Origin of the sequence: Pseudonocardia sp. ICBG1293 (assembly GCF_020131355.1) — a bacterium.
Taxonomy (GTDB): domain Bacteria; phylum Actinomycetota; class Actinomycetes; order Mycobacteriales; family Pseudonocardiaceae; genus Pseudonocardia.
Map to the genome: position 1 here is coordinate 29,693 of NZ_JAHLEL010000085.1, position 16,500 is coordinate 46,192.

Sequence of the window (16,500 nt, forward strand, 5' to 3'; positions counted from 1 at the left end):
GACACGCCCTAGCGGCCGGGGGAGGGCCGGGCGAGGGCGGACGGCCGTCGCGGGACCTACGACCGGAACTGGTCCGCGACGGCCATCACGTACTCGCCGTAGCCCGACCCGGCCTGCCGCGCGCCCAGGGCATGGCAGGCCGCGGCGTCGATGAACCCCATGCGCAGGGCGACCTCCTCGACGCAGGCGATGCGGACGCCCTGGCGGTTCTCCAGGACACGGACGTACTGGCCGGCCTCCATCAGCGACTCGTGGGTGCCGGTGTCGAGCCAGGCGAAGCCACGGCCGAGGTCCTGGAGGCGGGCGCGGCCCTGGTCGAGGTAGGCCCGGTTGACGTCGGTGATCTCGAGCTCGCCGCGGGCCGACGGGGTGATGCGCGCGGCGATGTCGACGACCCGGTCGTCGTAGAAGTAGAGGCCGGTGATGGCGCGGTCCGAGCGCGGGTGCTCGGGCTTCTCCTCGATCGAGAGCAGGGTGCCGTCGGGGGCGGCCTCGCCGACGCCGTAGCGCCGCGGGTCGCGTACCGGGTAGCCGAACAGCACGCAGCCCGCGTCGCCGGAGGCGACCTCGGTGGCACGGCGGCGCAGCAGGTCGCCGAACCCCGCGCCGTGGAAGATGTTGTCGCCCAGCACGAGCGCCGACGGCCCGCCGCGGACGTGGTCGGCGCCGATGACGAACGCCTCGGCGAGGCCGTTGGGGTGCTCCTGGGCGGCGTAGGTGATCTGCAGGCCCAGGCGGCCGCCGTCGCCGAGCAGGCGCTGGAAGCCGGGCAGGTCGTGCGGGGTGGAGATGAGCAGGATCTCCCGGATCCCGGCCAGCATCAGCGTGGTCAGCGGGTGGTAGATCATCGGCTTGTCGTAGACCGGCAGGAGCTGTTTGGACACGGCCGCGGTCAGCGGGGACAACCGGCTCCCGGTGCCGCCGGCCAGCACGATGCCCTTCACCGCGCGCTCCCCGGTCCGGTGCCGCCGGGGTGGGCGGTCCCGAGGTGGACGTCGAGCCCGTCGCGCCAGGGCGGCATCGCGACCCCGGCCCGGGTCGCCCGGGACAGGTCGAGCACCGAGTTCGCCGGGCGGCGCGCCAGGTGCGGCCGGTCCGCGGCGTACTCGGCGGTCGACACCGGTGTGACGTCGCCGGGGTCGCGGCCGCACCGGGCGAACACCTCCCGGGCGAGGCCGTGCCAGCTCACCGGCTCGCCGTCGCCGGTCACGTGGAAGGTGCCGTGCCGGCCGGACCCGGCCAGCAGGAGCATCGCCGCGGCCAGGTCGGGGGCGAACGTCGGCCGTCCGACCTGGTCGTCGACGACGGCGGGGGACACCCCCTCGTGGGCCAGCCGCGCCATCGTGGCGACGAAGTTGGCGCCGTCGCCGACGACCCAGCTGGTCCGCACGATCAGGTGCCGCTCCGGCAGCGCCGCCCGTACCGCCAGCTCCCCGGCGGCCTTCGACGCGCCGTAGACCCCCAGCGGGGACAGCGGGGCGTCCTCGGGCACCGGGCCGGGGGCGGTGCCGTCGAACACGTACTCGGTGGAGACGTGGACCAGCCCGAACCCCTGTTCCCGGGCGGCCGCGGCCAGGTGCGCGGGGCCGGCGGCGTTCGCCCGCCACGCCGCGGCCGGCTCGGTCTCGGCCCGGTCGACGGCGGTGTGCGCGGCCGCGTTGACCACCACGTCGACGCCGGCGAAGTCGTGCGCGGCGACGGCGTCGGCGTCCCCGACGTCCAGCGCCGCCCGGTCCAGTGCCACCGCGCCGGGCAGCGCGGCGACCAGGGCCCGCCCGAGCTGCCCGCCCGCCCCCAGCACGCACGCACGCACGCGCCCACCTCCCGATCGTCGGGGCCGACTCTGACACGCTGGCCGGACCGGATCGTGAGTGGGGAGGGCGCGTGCGCATCGTGGTGACCGGCGGGGCCGGGTTCATCGGGTCCTGCTTCGTGCGGGAGGTGCTCGGCGGGGCGCACCCCGAGCTGGCCGGGGCCGAGGTGACCGTGCTGGACGCGTTCACCTACGCGGGCCGGATCGAGAACCTCGACACCGTCGCCGGCGACCCGCGGCTGACGGTCGAGCGCGGTGACGTCCGCGATCCGGAGCGGGTCGCCGCGGTGCTCGGCGACGGCGCCGACCTCGTCGTGCACTTCGCCGCCGAGACCCACGTGGACCGGTCCATCACCGGCGCGGCCGACTTCGTGACGACCAACGTCGTCGGCACCCAGGTGCTGCTGCAGGCGGCCCTGGACGCGGGCGTCGGACGGTTCCTGCACGTCTCCACCGATGAGGTGTACGGCTCGGTCGAGTCCGGGTCCTGGCCGGAGACCCACCCGCTGGAGCCGAACTCGCCCTACAGCGCCGCGAAGGCGGGCAGCGACCTGCTGGCGCGCAGCTACCACCGCACGCACGGCCTCGACGTCGTGATCACCCGCTGCTCGAACAACTACGGGCCCTACCAGTTCCCGGAGAAGGTGATCCCGCTGTTCGTCACGCGGCTGCTCGAGGGCGGCACCGTCCCGCTCTACGGCGACGGGTTGCACGTCCGGGACTGGCTGCACGTGTCCGACCACTGCCGGGGCGTCGTGCTGGCCGCGACCGGCGGCCGCGCGGGGGAGGTCTACAACATCGGCGGCGGCACCGAGCTGACCAACCTGGAGCTGACCCACGCGCTGCTCACCGCCGTCGGCGCCGGACCGGACCGCATCGAGCGCGTGGCCGACCGCAAGGGCCACGACCGCCGCTACGCGGTGGACTGGTCGAAGATCCACGACGAGCTCGGCTACGCCCCCCGCGTGCCCTTCGACGAGGGACTGGCCGCGACCGTCGCCTGGTACCGCGAGCACCGGGACCGGTGGACGTGAGGGCCACCCCGCTGTCGATCGACGGGGCCTGGCTGTTCGAGCCGGCCACGTTCGCCGACCGGCGCGGCTCGTTCACCGCGCCCTTCCAGGGCCCGGCGTTCCGCGAGGCGCTCGGGTTCGACCTGACCGTGGCCCAGGCCAACCAGTCGGTGTCGGCCCGGGGGGTGGTCCGCGGCGTGCACTACGCCGACGTGCCGCCCGGGCAGGCCAAGTACCTCCACGTGGCCGCCGGCGCGGTCCGCGACGTCGTGGTGGACCTGCGGGTCGGCTCGCCCACCTTCGGCCGCTCCGAGGCAGTCGACCTCGACGCCACGTCGCTGCGGGCGGTCTACCTGGCCGAGGGGCTGGGGCACGCCTTCCAGGCCCTGACCGACACCGCCGTCGTCGGGTACCTGTGCTCGACGTCGTACACCCCGTCGGCCGAGCACGGCATCGACCCGCTGGACCCGGTCCTGGCCCTGCCCTGGGCCGAGGGGGTCGAGCCGGTGCTGTCGGACAAGGACCGCGCCGCCCCCACCCTCGACGAGGCGCTCGCCGCCGGCGCGCTGCCCACCTGGGAGGCCTGCCGGGCCCGCTACGCGGCGTTGCGTGGGTAGCGGCTCAGCTCCCGGCCCAGCCCGACCGCACCGCGAAGTAGGCCCGGACGAACGGGTCCCGCTCCGCCCCCTGTGCGACGAGCGCCGCGCGGTGCTGCGCGACCCCGCGCGTCCCGGCGTCGATCTCCGGCGGCAGCACGTCACCGGCGAGGTCGGTCAGCCCGAGCAGGGCGAGCAGGAGGCCGTCGTGCCCGCCCGGCGCCGTCTCGGTGACCAGCAGCGACGCCAGCCGGGTGCGCAGCGCGCGGTCGGGCTCCGGGTCCTGCTCGGTCAGCAGCACCCGGCGGAACAGCCCGAACCGGCGGTACTCCTGGGCGGCGAGCACCCCGTCGGCGACCAGCTGTTCCACGGCGCCGCCCGCACCGCCGGCCGGGGTCCGGGCGAGGTGCACGGCGGTGGCGGCGACGGCGTGCGATCCGGTGTCGGTGCCGCCCCGGGTCACCGCGGCCAGCGCCGCCGCCAGCGCGGGGTGCTCGGGCTCCCCGCCGGTCGGCGTCACGGTGTCCCCGCCGTCGGTGCCGTTCCCGCCGCTCCCGCCGTCGAGGTGCAGCGCCCCGGCGTCGACCAGGTCGCGCACCAGCGCGACGGGCAGGACCCGCCCGTCGAACCGGTCACCGATCCGTCCGGTCGAGCGGTCGAGCCCCAGCAGGAGCAGTTCCTCGGCGAGCAGCAGGGTCCGCACGGCCGACGACGTTAGTGCCGGGGCGTCACCCGGCCGTCACCGGGACGCACACTGTCCGACGTCTGCGACAGCCACTCCGGAGCGGCAGCTAACCTCCGGCCATGTCGGAGAACACCACCCCGCTGAAGCTCTCGGTCATCGGGTGCGGCTACCTCGGTGCCGTGCACGCGGCGTCGATGGCGGAGCTGGGCCACGAGGTCGTCGGTATCGAGGTCGACGTCGCGAAGGCGGAGTCGCTGGCCGCGGGCCGGGTCCCGTTCTTCGAGCCGGGCTTCGAGGAGCTGCTGCGGCGGTCGCTGGACTCGGGGCGGCTGTCGTTCTCCTCGGACATGGCCGACGCCCGCGGCGCCGCCGTGCACTTCGTGTGCGTCGGCACCCCGCAGCGGCGCGGCGAGTACGCCGCGGACCTGACCTACGTCGAGGCGGCGACGGCGTCGCTGATCGAGGTGCTCGGCCCGGGCGAGCTGGTCGTCGGCAAGTCGACGGTGCCGGTGGGCACGGCGGCCCGGCTGGCCGAGCAGGTCGCGGCCCGGGTGCCGGGCGCCGCGCTGGCGTGGAACCCGGAGTTCCTGCGCGAGGGCTTCGCGGTGCAGGACACCCTGCACCCGGACCGGCTCGTCTACGGCGTGCCGTCGCTGTCCGGCGTGGAGACCGCGGTGGACGCGGAGGAGGTCCTCGACACCGTCTACGCCCGGATCGTCGCCGACGCCACCCCGAAGGTCGTCACCGACTACGCCACCGCCGAGATGGTCAAGACCGCCGCGAACTCGTTCCTGGCCACCAAGATCTCGTTCATCAACGCGATGGCCGAGCTGTGCGAGGCCACCGGCGCCGACGTGAAGCAGCTGGCCGACGCGATCGGCCACGACGACCGGATCGGCCGCAAGTTCCTCAACGCCGGTCTCGGTTTCGGCGGCGGCTGCCTGCCCAAGGACATCCGGGCGTTCATGGCCCGCGCCGGTGAGCTGGGTGCCGACCAGGCGCTGACCTTCCTGCGCGAGGTCGACAACATCAACATGCGGCGCCGGATCCGGATGGTGGAGCTCGCCCGCCAGGTGTGCGACGACTCGCTGCTCGGCAAGCGGATCGCCGTGCTCGGCGCGGCGTTCAAGCCCGACTCCGACGACATCCGCGACTCCCCGGCGCTGAACGTGGCCGCGCAGCTGCAGCTGCAGGGCGCCAACGTCCGGGTGACCGACCCGCAGGCGCTGCCCAACGTGCGGCGGCACTGGTCGCAGTTGGACTGCGTCGACACCCCCGAGGAGGCGGCCGAGGGCGCCGACGTCGTCCTGCTGCTGACCGAGTGGAAGCAGTACCGCGAGCTCGACCCGGGCTCGTTCGGCAAGGTCGTGAAGACCCGCCGGGTGCTCGACGGCCGCAACGCCCTGGACCGGGAGACCTGGGAGTCCGCGGGCTGGACCTACCGCGCGCTGGGCAGGCGCAACGTCTGAGGCCTGCCCACCCTCCGTGCCCACGCCGCGAAGCCGACCGGGTCGAGCCCGAACTCCCGGGCCCGCTCCGGACCCGCCGCGCGGGGGTGGGCGTCGAGGAAGGCGTGGGACTGCACGAACGCCTCGACCAGCCCCTCCGCGCGGGCCTGCTCCGGGCTCTCGGTCAGGGTGAACGGCACGTCCCAGGCCTCGGTGAGCGCCGCGGCGGCCTGCCGGTAGCTCAGGCGCTCGCCGACCAGGTCGAGCGCGACGCCGTCGAACCGGTCCGGGTCGGCGAACGCGGCGGCCGCCGCGGCCCCGATGTCGGCCACCGCGACGAACGGGTGCACCAGGTCCGGATCCAGCGCCAGCAGCAGCCGCGGCGCGTCGCCGCCGGCCAGGTACATCGACCACGGCACGAAGTTCTCCATGAACCCGCTGGGCCGCAGTCGGGTGACCCACCGGGCCCCGGACCCGGCGAGCGCCTCCTCGGCGGCGGCCTTGGACCGCCAGTAGTGGGCCATGTGCTCACCCCAGACCGCGGCGTCGACGGCGCCGGGGTGTCCCAGCTCGCCGACCCCGGACACCGAGGTGTGCACCACCTGCGCGACGCCGGCCTCCCGCACGGCGGTGGCGATCGCCTCGGCGTGGCGCAGCTCCCGGTCGCCGAGCAGGTCGTCCAGGTCGGGCATCTGCACCGAGAACACCCCGCGGGCGCCGCGGGCGGCCGCGGTCACCGAGGCGGGGTCGTCGAGGTCTCCGGTGACCAGTGCGGCGCCGGCCTCGGCCAGCGCGCGCGCCGGGACGGTGCCGGGGTCGCGGACCAGCGCCCGGACCGGCGTGCCCGTGGCCAGCAGTGCCCGTGCCGCTGCCCCGCCCTGCTTGCCGGTCGCCCCCGTGATGAGAACCGGTTCGTCCATGACGTGCTCCTCGCGTCGAAACGGAGTGGTCCCCCGTTTTCTGTCCGCTACGATATGGAGGACCACCCCGTTTTGTCGAGCAGTCCGGGAGAACACATGCCGCGCGACGCCACGGCCGTCCCACGGGCCGACCGCCTCCGCAACCGGGAACGCCTGCTCGGAGCCGCGATGGAGGTCGTCGCGCGGGACGGTGCCCAGGCGTCGATGGAGGAGATCGCCCGCCGGGCGGGTGTCGGGTCGGCGACCCTGCACCGGCACTTCGCCTCCCGCCGTGCGTTGCTCGAGGCGGTGTTCGCCGACGGCGTCGACGCCCTCTGCGCCCGCGCCGAGGCGCTCCTCCGCGCCGAGCCCGCCACTGCGCTGTGGACCTGGCTCGACGAGTTCGTCTGCTACGTCGCGACCACCCGCGGCGTGGTCGAGGTCCTGCTCGCCGAGCCCGCCGAGGACGCCCCGGTCTGCCACACCGACCGGGTCCGGGCCGCCGTCCGCCCGCTGGTGGTCGCCGCGGCCGACGCCGGCGGGCTGCACCCCGAGGCCCGCCCCGAGGACGTCGTCGCCCTCACCGCGGTGGTGTCCACGGCGGCGGGGGAGGACCCGTCCACCGCACGGAGACTGCTGCGCCTGACCGTGGACGGGCTACGGGGAGCGGGCTGCGGTAGAACGCAGGCGTGACCTCGCACCCCGTCCTCGCCGGATCGGACCGCGCGGCGTTCGGCTCGCTGCAGCGCGCCTCCACGCCCCGCGCCGAGCGCTACCGCATCGGCAAGGGGCTGCGGAAGGTCGCACCCCGCTCGGGGCTGGCCACGTGGTCCCCGGACGTGCGCCGGGCCGACCCGGTGGACGTCGTGGAGGCGCAGAACGCCGGCCGCGTGCACGAGCTCGTCCCGCTGCGGATCCAGCGGATGACCACCTCGCCGCACGCGTTCCTGCGCGGCGCCGCCGCCCTGCACGCCGCGGACTTCGCGGTGCTGCCCGAGACCGGCGTGCACCCCGTCATCTGCGGCGACGCCCACCTGGGCAACTTCGGCTTCTACGCCTCACCCGAGCGTGACCTCGTCTTCGACCTCAACGACTTCGACGAGGCCCACCCCGGCGCCTGGGAGTGGGACCTGCGGCGGCTGGTGTCCTCGACCTGGGTCGCGGGCCGGGACTCCGGGGCGACCGAGGCGCAGTGCGGCGAGGCCGTGACCCGCTGTGTGACCTCCTACGCCGAACACCTGCGCCACCTCGCCGACGAGCCGCTGCTCGCCCGCTCCTTCGACATCATGGACATCGACACCCTGCGCTCGGACGCCGACCACAAGACCTCGCGCCGGGTGATCGACAAGGCCGCGGAGCGGGCGCGGCGGCGCACCAGCGACCGCGCGCTGCCCCGGTTCGTGACCGAACAGGGCGGGGCGCGCCGGATCGTCACCGAGCCACCGCTGATCACCCACCCCGACGACGAGCACACCGCGCGCATCCTGGCCGCCCTCGACGAGTACCTCGCGACGCTGCCGTCGCACTGGAGCCGGATCCTGGGCGGCTACCACGCCGTCGACGTCGCCCACAAGGTCGTCGGCGTCGGCTCCGTCGGGCTGCGGGCCTACCTCGTGCTCTGCGAGGGCTCCAGTCCCGACGACGTGCTCTTCCTGCAGCTCAAGCAGGCGCGCCGGTCGGTCGTCGCGCCGTGGGTGCACGGCGGCGAGGCCTGGCACGCCCACCAGGGCCAGCGGGTCGTGGAGTACCAGCAGGCCCTGCAGACCGTCTCCGACCCGCTCCTGGGCTGGACGACGATCAACGGTCGCCAGTACTACGTGCGCCAGTTCCGCGACATGAAGGGCGCGATCGTCCCCGACACCCTCGACGCCACCGCACTGGCCGACTACGCCGACGTCTGCGGCAGGCTGCTCGCCAAGGGGCACGCCCGCACCTCGGGGGCGTCGATGATCGCCGGCTACCTGGGGAAGGGCGCCAAGGTGGCCGGGGCGCTCACGACCTTCGCCAGGGCATACGCCGACCAGACCGAAGCCGATCATGACGCGCTGGTCCGCGCGGTGCGGTCCGGACGGCTGTCGGATCGGACACCTGAGCAGGTGCCGGGCACGGCCATCGGCTAGGTTCTGGCCCCGTGACCGTCGTCGAAACCCTGCTGGTCTTCGTGGTCGCGCCGGCTGTCCTGTACTTCGCGGTCTGGGGCTGGATCGCGGTGCGGAACCGGAGCAACCGCCCCCGCTACAACGCGGGTGACCCCTGGCCGTACGAGCCGCTGTTCTGGATCGCCGAGCCGTCCGCTGCGGGGCACCACGCCGCGCACGCCGGACACGGCGACACCGCCCCGTCCGAGGGCGGCGACACCCGAGGAGGTACCGGTGGCAAGTGGTGACCTCGCCGTCTTCACCGGCAACGAGGAGGACCTTCCCGAGGGGTCGGTCGTCACGAACTCCGGCCGCCTGTCGGCGGCCGAGCACTTCGTCGAGCGGTCCGCGGCGGCGCACCCGTTCACCCCGGTGCAGCTGACCCGCCTGGACGAGGCCCTGTACCTGGCCAGCCGCGAGACCGGGCTGCGGTTCGCCCTGTACCTGGGCGACCTGGGTGCCGACGCGCGGGCGACCGCGGTCGACCTGCACGGGCGCATCGACGACCACGACGACGCGGTGCTCGTTGCGGTGAGCCCCGAGCAGCGCCTGCTGGAGATCGTGACCGGGGCGGAGGCGAAGGTCCGCCTCCCCGACCGCGGCGCGAAGCTCGCTCTCATGAGCATGGTCGCGTCCTTCAAGGAGGGCGATCTGTTCGGTGGTGTCCTGTCCGGGCTGAGGATGCTGGCCGACCAGGCCGGAAGCCGCCCCTGAGCTGCGGCTCCCCGCGACCGCGGGCGCTCCGGGCGGGCACCGCGACGTGTCGGTGGCCCGGCCTGGGCCCGCGTGTCCGGCACCGGTGGGTCACCGCGATCGGCCCACCGGCTCTAAGAGGTCGTTTCAGAACGACTTGTCGAGTTTCCATTGACCCCTCGACGACAGATCAAACGGCAGGTCAGATAGCCGCTTGTCGTCTACAACAGACACGTCGACCTCGTTCTGAAATGACCTCTAAGAGCGCCCGGCAAATGAGGTCGTGGGGGTGTCGTTGCAGGTAGAGGCACGGACTCTCCAGGCGACCATCAGGACATCAGCAATCCCATGATCACTTGCAGGTCCGTGTCTCTACCAACACCGACACACGGCCACCTCTACTGCCGGACGCTCTAAGAGGTCATTTCAGAACGAGGTCGACGTGTCTGTTGTAGACGACAAGCGGCTATCTGACCTGCCGTTTGATCTGTCGTCGAGGGGTCAATGGAAACTCGACAAGTCGTTCTGAAACGACCTCTAAGAGGTCGCGCGGATTGGTCACAGCTTGGCCGCGGTCGAGTGTCTGGGGGCGAGGGCGGGTACGGGCCTGCCGATCATGAAGTTATCTACGCTTCGTGATCGTCTGGAGGCCGCGTGCCCACCCTGCCATCATGGCTGACCGAGCCGTTGTGGGACCAGTTCACCGCGCTGCTGCCTCATCGAGACGAGTTCGATCCCACCCATCCGCTGGGCTGCCATCGCCGCCGGATCGCGGATCGGATCGTGTTCGACAAGCTCCTGCAGGTACTGCGGTTCGGCTGCTCGTATGAGGGCATCGCTGACAGCACCTGCTCGGCGACCACCATCCGCGATCGTCGTGACGAGTGGATCAGGCTCGGGGTCTTCGCCCAGCTGCGTCGGATCGTCCTGGACGCCTACGACCGCATCGTCGGTCTGCTGCTGCACGACATCGCCGTCGATGGCGCCATCACCAAGGCCCCCGGCGGCGGCGAGGTCGCCGGTCCGTCGCCGGTGGACCGGCGCAAACAGGGTATGAAACGTTCGGTGCTCGTCGAGGGATACGGCATCCCGCTGGGCCGAGTCCTGGCCGGAGCCAACCGGCACGACTCCCCGCTACTGGGCCCCACCCTCGACCGCCTCGATGCTCTCGGCCCGCTGCCCGACGACATCACCGTGCACCTCGACGCCGGCTATGACTCCGGCAAGACCCGCGACACGCTGGCCGAACGAGGCCTGCACGGCGAGATCGCGCACAAGGGTGAGAAAGCGCCGATCCAGGCCACCCGCCGCTGGCACGTCGAGCGGACCAACGCTTGGCACAACAGCTTCAACCGGCTGCAGCGCTGCTACGAACGACGAGAAATCGTCGTCGACGCGTTCTTCGACCTCGCCGACACGATCGTCACACTCCGTAGCTTGATTCGGCAGGCCTGGACCACACACCGCTGGAACGCCCGACCTGCACGACGTCCATGATCACCAACCAATCCGCGCGACCTCTAAGAGGTCATTTCAGAACGAGGTCGACGTGTCTGTTGTAGACGACAAGCGGCTATCTGACCTGCCGTTTGATCTGTCGTCGAGGGGTCAATGGAAACTCGACAAGTCGTTCTGAAACGACCTCTAAGGTGTCCCGCATGTGTAGCGGGAGGACCGAGCGGTGACCGGCCCCACCGGCAGCCCGATCCTGATCGTCGACGACCACGAGCTGGTCGGGTCCGCCCTCGCCCTCAACCTGCGCGCCGAGGGTGAGGACGCGACCTTCCTGCCGGTCCGTTCCGCGGCGGCCGTGCTCGAGCACGCCCGGCGCGGCCCTCCCGGCCTGATCGTGCTCGACCTCGACCTGGGCCGGGACGCGGAGGGCAACCGCATCGACGGGGTCCGGCTCGTCGGGCCGCTGCGCGAGGCGGGCTGGCGGGTCGTGGTGCTGTCCGGCAGTTCCGACGCCGGCCGCGTCGGTGCCGCCCTGGACGCGGGCGGATTCGTGTTCGTCCCGAAGAACGCCCCGTTCCCGGCGCTGCTCAGCGCCATCCGGGAGGCGCACGCCGGGCGCTCGATCATGCCGCCGGGCCGCCGTGAGCAGTTCATCCGGCTGCACCGCGACCGCGAGCACGAGCGTCGCGACCTGCACGAGAAGCTCGGCAGGCTCACCCAGCGCGAGCGCGAGGTCCTCGCCCTGCTGGCCGGGGGCAAGCGCGCGCAGTCGGTGGCCGACCACTTCGTCGTCTCGCTGGCGACGGTCCGCACCCAGATCCGTGCGGTGCTGACCAAGCTGGAGGTCGGCTCCCAGCTGGAGGCCGTCGCGCTCTACCGCAAGGCCGCCGGCTTCTGACCCGTTCGGCCCACAGCACGGCCACCGACGGTCGCCGAGAATGACGAGTCCTATCATCGCTTTCTCATCATTCCGGCGACATCTTCGGAGCGGAGGGGATGTGGCGTCCGGTTTCCTCGGCGTGGTGCTGGGGCCGCAGCGGAGGGCCCGGTTCCTGGCGGGTCACCTCACCGACGTGCTGGTCGTCGCGGTGCTGGCCGTCCTGGTGGTGGCCGTCAGCCGCCCCGCCGTGGTCGACGGCAGGATCGACATCTCCGACGCGACGGCGGTGCTCACCCTGGTCGCGGCCGCGGTCGGCTCGGCGGCGGCGATCGTGGCCCTGGTGACGGGCCGGCTGTCCGGGGACCCGCGGCCGTCCTGGTTCGGGGCCGCCCTGCTGCTCTACGGGGTGGTGCTCCTCCCGCTGTCCGCACTGGTCCTGCCGCAGAACCCGGAGGGCACCCCGCGGCTGGCCGTGCTCACCATGTTCGTGATCAGCCTGTGCATCCTGGTCGCCGCGCTGCGGCCACCGGCCGTCCTCGGGGCCTGGGGCGGCTGGGCGCTCGCCGGGGTCGCCCTCGTCATCGGCGCGGTCGTCGCCTCGCAGGCGGAGAGCTCGCTCACCCGGGTGCTGGCGAGCTCGCCGCTGTACTCGGTGGTCGTGCAGAGCGGCTGGGCGCTGGTCGCGGTGCTGTTCCTGCTCGACGGCTACCGCCGCCCGAGCCGCGTGCGGGCCCGGATGGGGCTCGGTCTGCTGATCGTGGCGGTGTCGCAGCTGTACCGGGCGATCGTCCCGGGCCAGGCGCCCACGGTCGGCCTGGTCTACCCGTCGCTGCGGGTGCTGGGGATGGCCGTCGTGCTCGCCGCGCTGCTGACCATGGCGCTGCGGGCGGTGACCCGGATGCAGGACGACTACGACCAGCTCCAGGACACCCTGGGCGAGGCGTCGGCGCTGCTCGAGCGGGCCACCGGCCAGACCGCCGAGCGCGACCACGAGCTGCGCAACGGCCTGGCCGGCCTGGCCGGGGCCGCGCAGCTGCTGACGACCCGTCCCGGCGACGACCCGCAGGTCGCCCGGATGCGCGAGGCGGTGCTCGCCGAGCTGGACAGGCTGCGCCGGATGCTGCAGACCCCGATCGTCGCCGAGGACACCGCGACCGACCCGATGGTCGACGGGCGCGCCGCCGCCCTGCTCGACTACGGCCCGGCCTACGCCCCGGCCGCCCCGGCCCCGCAGGCCGACACCGGCGGCGGGCACGACGTCGGGGAGGCGCTGCGGACCCTGGTGGACCTGCGCGACGGCCGCGGCATCACCCTCGACACCCAGGACGGCCTGCCCCCGGTCGCCGCGCCCGCGTCGCTCACCCGCCAGGTCGTGACGAACCTGCTGGCCAACTGCGACCGGCACGCGCCCCGGACCCCGGTGGTGGTGCGGGCCCGCCTCGCCGACGAGCCGGGACTGGTCGCCGTCGAGGTCCGGGACCACGGCCCCGGTCTGCCCGGCGGGCAGGAACAGCTCGAGATCGTCCGGGGGCGGCACGACGAGGCCGCGGGCGGTTCCGGGCTCGGGCTGCACATCAGCGCGCAGCTCGCTCAGGAACACGGCGGCACCCTGGTACTCCGTACGGTGGACGCACCCCGCGGCTGTCTTGCCGTACTCACACTTCCGGTGGCCCGCTGATCGGGTGGCGGCGTGTCCGCGACCTGCCGTTCCGTCCACGGAAGGTCTTTTCGTCGCCGCGAGCCATTCCCACGCGCCCCACGCGATCTCATACTGGGTGACGCAACGGCACGGTGCGATGACGCGATGGTCGTCCGCGCTGCCGTTCGCCGGCACGAAGGAGGTCACCATGGCGCACGAGAACGACGGCACCGACCGCAGGACCCCCGCCACCCCCACGGCCGCGGTCCTGACACCGCCGACGGGCCTGGAGCCCGTCCCGGCGCTGCCCCGGCCGCGCACCCCGTCCGAGCCGCGGACCCCGGCCGGGCCGCCCACGCCCGTCGTCGGGCAGGTGGGGCTCTGTACCTGCGGCCACCCGCAGGAGATGCACGAGCACTACCGCCCGGGCACCGACTGCGGCAGCTGCGGGCCGCGTGCCTGCGCGGGCTTCCGCTCCGCCGACGAGCCGGCGTCGGCGAACCCGCTGCGGCGGTGGCTGCGCCGCCGCTGACCCCCCGACACGCGAACGGCGCCCCGGGAGCTCGGCTCCCGGGGCGCCGTCGTGCGTGGGTCAGGGCTGCTGGACCGCGGTGGTCCGCTCCGGGTCCGGGGTGGCCTGACCGTCGAACTCCCGGGCGGCCAGCGCGCGGACGATCCCGGCGCGCCCCTCGGACACGAGCCTGCGCAGCGACGCCGGCTTCGACTCGTCGGCCAGCCAGGCGTCGGCGGCCGCGACGGTCGGCTCGGCGACCGCCCAGGACGGGAACAGCCCGACGACGACGTTCTGCGCCAGCTCGGAGGTCCGGCGGGCCCACACCCCGTCGATCTCGTCGAAGTAGCGCTGCACGTAGCCGTCGAGCAGGCCGGGGGCGACCCGCGACAGCGCCGGGTGGGCGAACCCCGAGATGGTCGACTCGTTGATCGCGTTCGGCAGCGAGTCGTCGTGCACCGCACGCTGCCAGGCCCGCTCCTTGGCCTCGGCGGTCGGGATCAGCGCACGGGCCCGCTCGGCCTGCCGGGCCCCGGTCGAGGTGGCGTCGCGCTCGGCCTCCTCGGCGATCTCGGTCTCGCCGGCCCGCCCGTGCGCGACGAGTGCGTGCAGCAGCCGCCAGCGCAGGTCCGCGTCGACGGTGAGGCCCTTCGGCACGTCGACGTCGAGCAGCCAGCCCTTCATACGGTCCAGCGTGTTCTCCGGCAGCACCGAGGCGGTCAGCGCGTTGACCACGGCCAGCTGGACGTCCGACTCCGGCGGTGCGGTGTCGAGGCGGAACCGCAGCGCGTCGGTCAGCAGCGGCCAGCCGCGCCCGTCCGCCCACTCCGGGGTGCAGTACGACGCCGTCGCGGTCTGGGCCTGCAGCAGCAGCCGCTGCACCACGCCGATCTCGGACTCGGTGTCGAAACCGCCCGCCACCAGCGTGACGAAGTCGCGGGCCTTGAGCTCGGCCTCGCGGGTCATCTCCCACGCCGAGGACCAGCACAGGGTGCGCGGCAGCGAGTCGGCGATGTCGCCGATCCGGTCCACCAGCGTCGCCAGCGAGCCCGGGTCCAGGCGCAGGGCGCAGTAGGTGAGGTCGTCGTCGTTGACCAGCACGAGCTTGCCGCGGGGCAGCCCGACCAGCTCCGGGACGGGCGTGCGCTCGCCGGAGATGTCCAGCTCGACGCGGTGGGTGCGGACCAGCTTGCCGGTCTCCGGGTCGTCGTCGTAGACGCCGACGGCGATCCGGTGCGTGCGCAGCTCACCGGCGCCCGGCCGGGCGCCGCCCTGCACGACGTCGAACGAGGTGAACTTCCCGGCCTCGTCGACACCGAACGACGGGCGCAGCAGGTTCAGCCCGGTGGTGCGCAGCCACTGCGCACCCCAGTCCGACAGGTCGCGCCCCGATGCCTTCTCCAGCGAGCCCAGCAGGTCGTCGAAGGTGGCGTTGCCCCAGGCGTGCGCGGCGAAGTAGTCGCGCAGCCCGGCCAGGAACGGCTCCAGCCCCACGTAGGCCACGAGCTGCTTGAGCACCGAGGCGCCCTTGGCGTAGGTGATGCCGTCGAAGTTGACCTCGACGGCCTGCAGGTCCGGGATGTCCGCGGCGATCGGGTGCGTCGAGGGCAGCTGGTCCTGTCGGTAGGCCCAGGACTTCTCCAGGTTCGCGAACGTCGTCCAGGCGCCGGTGTACTCGGTGGCCTCGGCCTGGCACAGCACGCTGGCCCAGGTCGCGAACGACTCGTTGAGCCACAGGTCGTCCCACCAGCGCATGGTGACGAGGTCGCCGAACCACATGTGCGCCATCTCGTGCAGGATCGTCTCGGCCCGCCGCTCGTAGAGCGTGCGGGTGACCCGCGACCGGAAGACGTAGTCCTCCAGGAAGGTGATCGCGCCGGCGTTCTCCATCGCGCCCGCGTTGAACTCCGGGACGAACAGCTGGTCGTACTTGCCGAACGGGTAGGTCACGCCGAAGTTGCGGTGGTAGAAGTCGAAGCCCTGCCGGGTCTCGGTGAAGATCCGCTCGTGGTCCATGTGCGGGGCCAGCGAGGCGCGGCAGAAGATGCCGAGCGGGATCTCGGCGTGCTCGTCGCGGTAGGTGTCGTGCCAGCTCGCGTACGGGCCGGCGATCAGTGCCACCAGGTAGGTGGACAGGATCTCGGTCCGCTCGAATCGGTGCACCCCGCCCTCGACGGTCGCCGGCGCGTTGGAGACGACCTTCCAGTCCTCCGGCGCGGTCACGGTGAGCGTGTAGCGGGCCTTCAGGTCGGGCTGGTCGAAGCAGGGGAACAGGCGCTTGCAGTCGGCCGTCTCGAACTGCGAGTAGAGGTAGACGGCCTGGTCGACCGGGTCGACGAAGCGGTGCAGGCCCTCACCGGTGTTGGTGTAGAGCCCGGTCGCGACGATCGTCAGTTCGTTCTCCGCGGCGAGGCCGGGCAGCGCCAGGCCGTCCTCCTCGGTCCACGAGCCGGCGTCCAGCCCGGTGCCGTTCAGCGTCGCCGAGACGATGCCGTCGCCCACCCACTCGATCCACGTGCTCCCGCCGGGCTCGGCGGCGGTGAAGCGCACCGTCGTCGTCACCGCGAACGTCCGCTCGGAGGGTGCTCCGGCGCCGTCGGTCAGGTCGATCGTGACGTCGTAGGTGGAGACGTCGAGCAGCGCCGCGCGCTCCTCGGCCTGGGTACGGGTGAGGTTGGGCGGGGTCACGTAGGTCCTCTCCGGGTGTGGTGTCGTCCGGCATCCAATCAC

16 protein-coding genes are annotated in these 16,500 nt (G+C 73.2%); 11 read left to right on the top strand and 5 right to left on the bottom strand.

Annotated elements, in window-relative coordinates:
- Window positions 1-56: 56 nt before the first annotated feature.
- Entirely contained in the window at window positions 57-944 is an 888-nt protein-coding gene (rfbA, locus tag KPF47_RS36760; RefSeq protein ID WP_224392974.1) for a glucose-1-phosphate thymidylyltransferase RfbA, read from the bottom strand.
- Window positions 941-1,813, bottom strand: a complete 873-nt coding sequence (rfbD, locus tag KPF47_RS36765) for a dTDP-4-dehydrorhamnose reductase (protein WP_224392975.1) — start codon at window positions 1,811-1,813, stop codon at window positions 941-943. Before rfbD ends, rfbA begins: the two co-directional genes overlap by 4 nt.
- Window positions 1,814-1,884: 71 nt before the next feature.
- Here rfbD and rfbB point away from each other — a divergent pair, with 71 nt between their 5' ends.
- Both rfbB and KPF47_RS36775 read left to right on the top strand, forming a co-directional pair.
- Entirely contained in the window at window positions 1,885-2,847 is a 963-nt protein-coding gene (rfbB, locus tag KPF47_RS36770) for a dTDP-glucose 4,6-dehydratase (protein WP_224392976.1), read from the top strand.
- Entirely contained in the window at window positions 2,838-3,443 is a 606-nt protein-coding gene (locus KPF47_RS36775; protein WP_308015591.1) for a dTDP-4-dehydrorhamnose 3,5-epimerase, read from the top strand. The genes rfbB and KPF47_RS36775 overlap by 10 nt, the downstream gene beginning before the upstream one ends.
- A 4-nt stretch (window positions 3,444-3,447) precedes the next feature.
- Here the strand turns inward: KPF47_RS36775 and KPF47_RS36780 are convergent, their stop codons facing one another.
- Window positions 3,448-4,125, bottom strand: a complete 678-nt coding sequence (locus KPF47_RS36780) for a GPP34 family phosphoprotein (protein ID WP_224392977.1) — start codon at window positions 4,123-4,125, stop codon at window positions 3,448-3,450.
- A 101-nt stretch (window positions 4,126-4,226) separates the two neighbouring features.
- On the opposite strand from KPF47_RS36780, the gene KPF47_RS36785 reads away from it, so the two are divergent.
- A complete protein-coding gene (locus tag KPF47_RS36785; protein ID WP_224392978.1) occupies window positions 4,227-5,576 on the top strand; it encodes a UDP-glucose/GDP-mannose dehydrogenase family protein in 1,350 nt (449 codons plus the stop codon).
- Here the strand turns inward: KPF47_RS36785 and KPF47_RS36790 are convergent.
- Window positions 5,546-6,475 carry an NmrA family NAD(P)-binding protein gene (locus KPF47_RS36790; RefSeq protein ID WP_224392979.1) on the bottom strand — a complete coding sequence of 310 codons (930 nt, stop codon included), beginning with the start codon at window positions 6,473-6,475 and terminating at the stop codon, window positions 5,546-5,548. The genes KPF47_RS36785 and KPF47_RS36790 overlap by 31 nt on opposite strands.
- Window positions 6,476-6,571: 96 nt before the next feature.
- Here KPF47_RS36790 and KPF47_RS36795 point away from each other — a divergent pair, with 96 nt between their 5' ends.
- From KPF47_RS36795 to KPF47_RS36830, 8 genes are all read left to right on the top strand, one after another.
- Window positions 6,572-7,147, top strand: coding sequence for a TetR/AcrR family transcriptional regulator (locus tag KPF47_RS36795; protein WP_224392980.1), 576 nt, complete (start codon window positions 6,572-6,574; stop codon window positions 7,145-7,147).
- Window positions 7,144-8,574 (top strand): DUF2252 domain-containing protein, encoded by a 1,431-nt coding sequence (locus KPF47_RS36800; RefSeq protein ID WP_224392981.1) that lies wholly within the window; start codon window positions 7,144-7,146, stop codon window positions 8,572-8,574. Before KPF47_RS36795 ends, KPF47_RS36800 begins: the two co-directional genes overlap by 4 nt.
- Window positions 8,575-8,585: 11 nt before the next feature.
- A complete protein-coding gene (locus KPF47_RS36805; protein ID WP_224392982.1) occupies window positions 8,586-8,840 on the top strand; it encodes a hypothetical protein in 255 nt (84 codons plus the stop codon).
- Window positions 8,827-9,306: a DUF5130 family protein gene (locus tag KPF47_RS36810; protein WP_224392983.1), complete on the top strand. Its 480-nt coding sequence runs from the start codon at window positions 8,827-8,829 to the stop codon at window positions 9,304-9,306. The genes KPF47_RS36805 and KPF47_RS36810 overlap by 14 nt, the downstream gene beginning before the upstream one ends.
- 633 nt (window positions 9,307-9,939) lie before the next feature.
- On the top strand, window positions 9,940-10,782 hold the full coding sequence (locus KPF47_RS36815) for an IS5 family transposase (protein ID WP_224386276.1): 843 nt from the start codon (window positions 9,940-9,942) through the stop codon (window positions 10,780-10,782).
- 184 nt (window positions 10,783-10,966) lie between these two features.
- Window positions 10,967-11,638 (top strand): response regulator transcription factor, encoded by a 672-nt coding sequence (locus KPF47_RS36820; protein WP_224392984.1) that lies wholly within the window; start codon window positions 10,967-10,969, stop codon window positions 11,636-11,638.
- Window positions 11,639-11,738: 100 nt separating this feature from the next.
- Window positions 11,739-13,298, top strand: coding sequence for a sensor histidine kinase KdpD (locus KPF47_RS40665; protein WP_224392985.1), 1,560 nt, complete (start codon window positions 11,739-11,741; stop codon window positions 13,296-13,298).
- 118 nt (window positions 13,299-13,416) lie between these two features.
- Window positions 13,417-13,791: a hypothetical protein gene (locus tag KPF47_RS36830; RefSeq protein WP_224392986.1), complete on the top strand. Its 375-nt coding sequence runs from the start codon at window positions 13,417-13,419 to the stop codon at window positions 13,789-13,791.
- A gap of 60 nt (window positions 13,792-13,851) precedes the next feature.
- On the opposite strand, the gene pepN is transcribed toward KPF47_RS36830, so the two are convergent.
- On the bottom strand, window positions 13,852-16,458 hold the full coding sequence (gene pepN / locus KPF47_RS36835; RefSeq protein WP_224392987.1) for an aminopeptidase N: 2,607 nt from the start codon (window positions 16,456-16,458) through the stop codon (window positions 13,852-13,854).
- Window positions 16,459-16,500 lie beyond the last annotated feature (42 nt).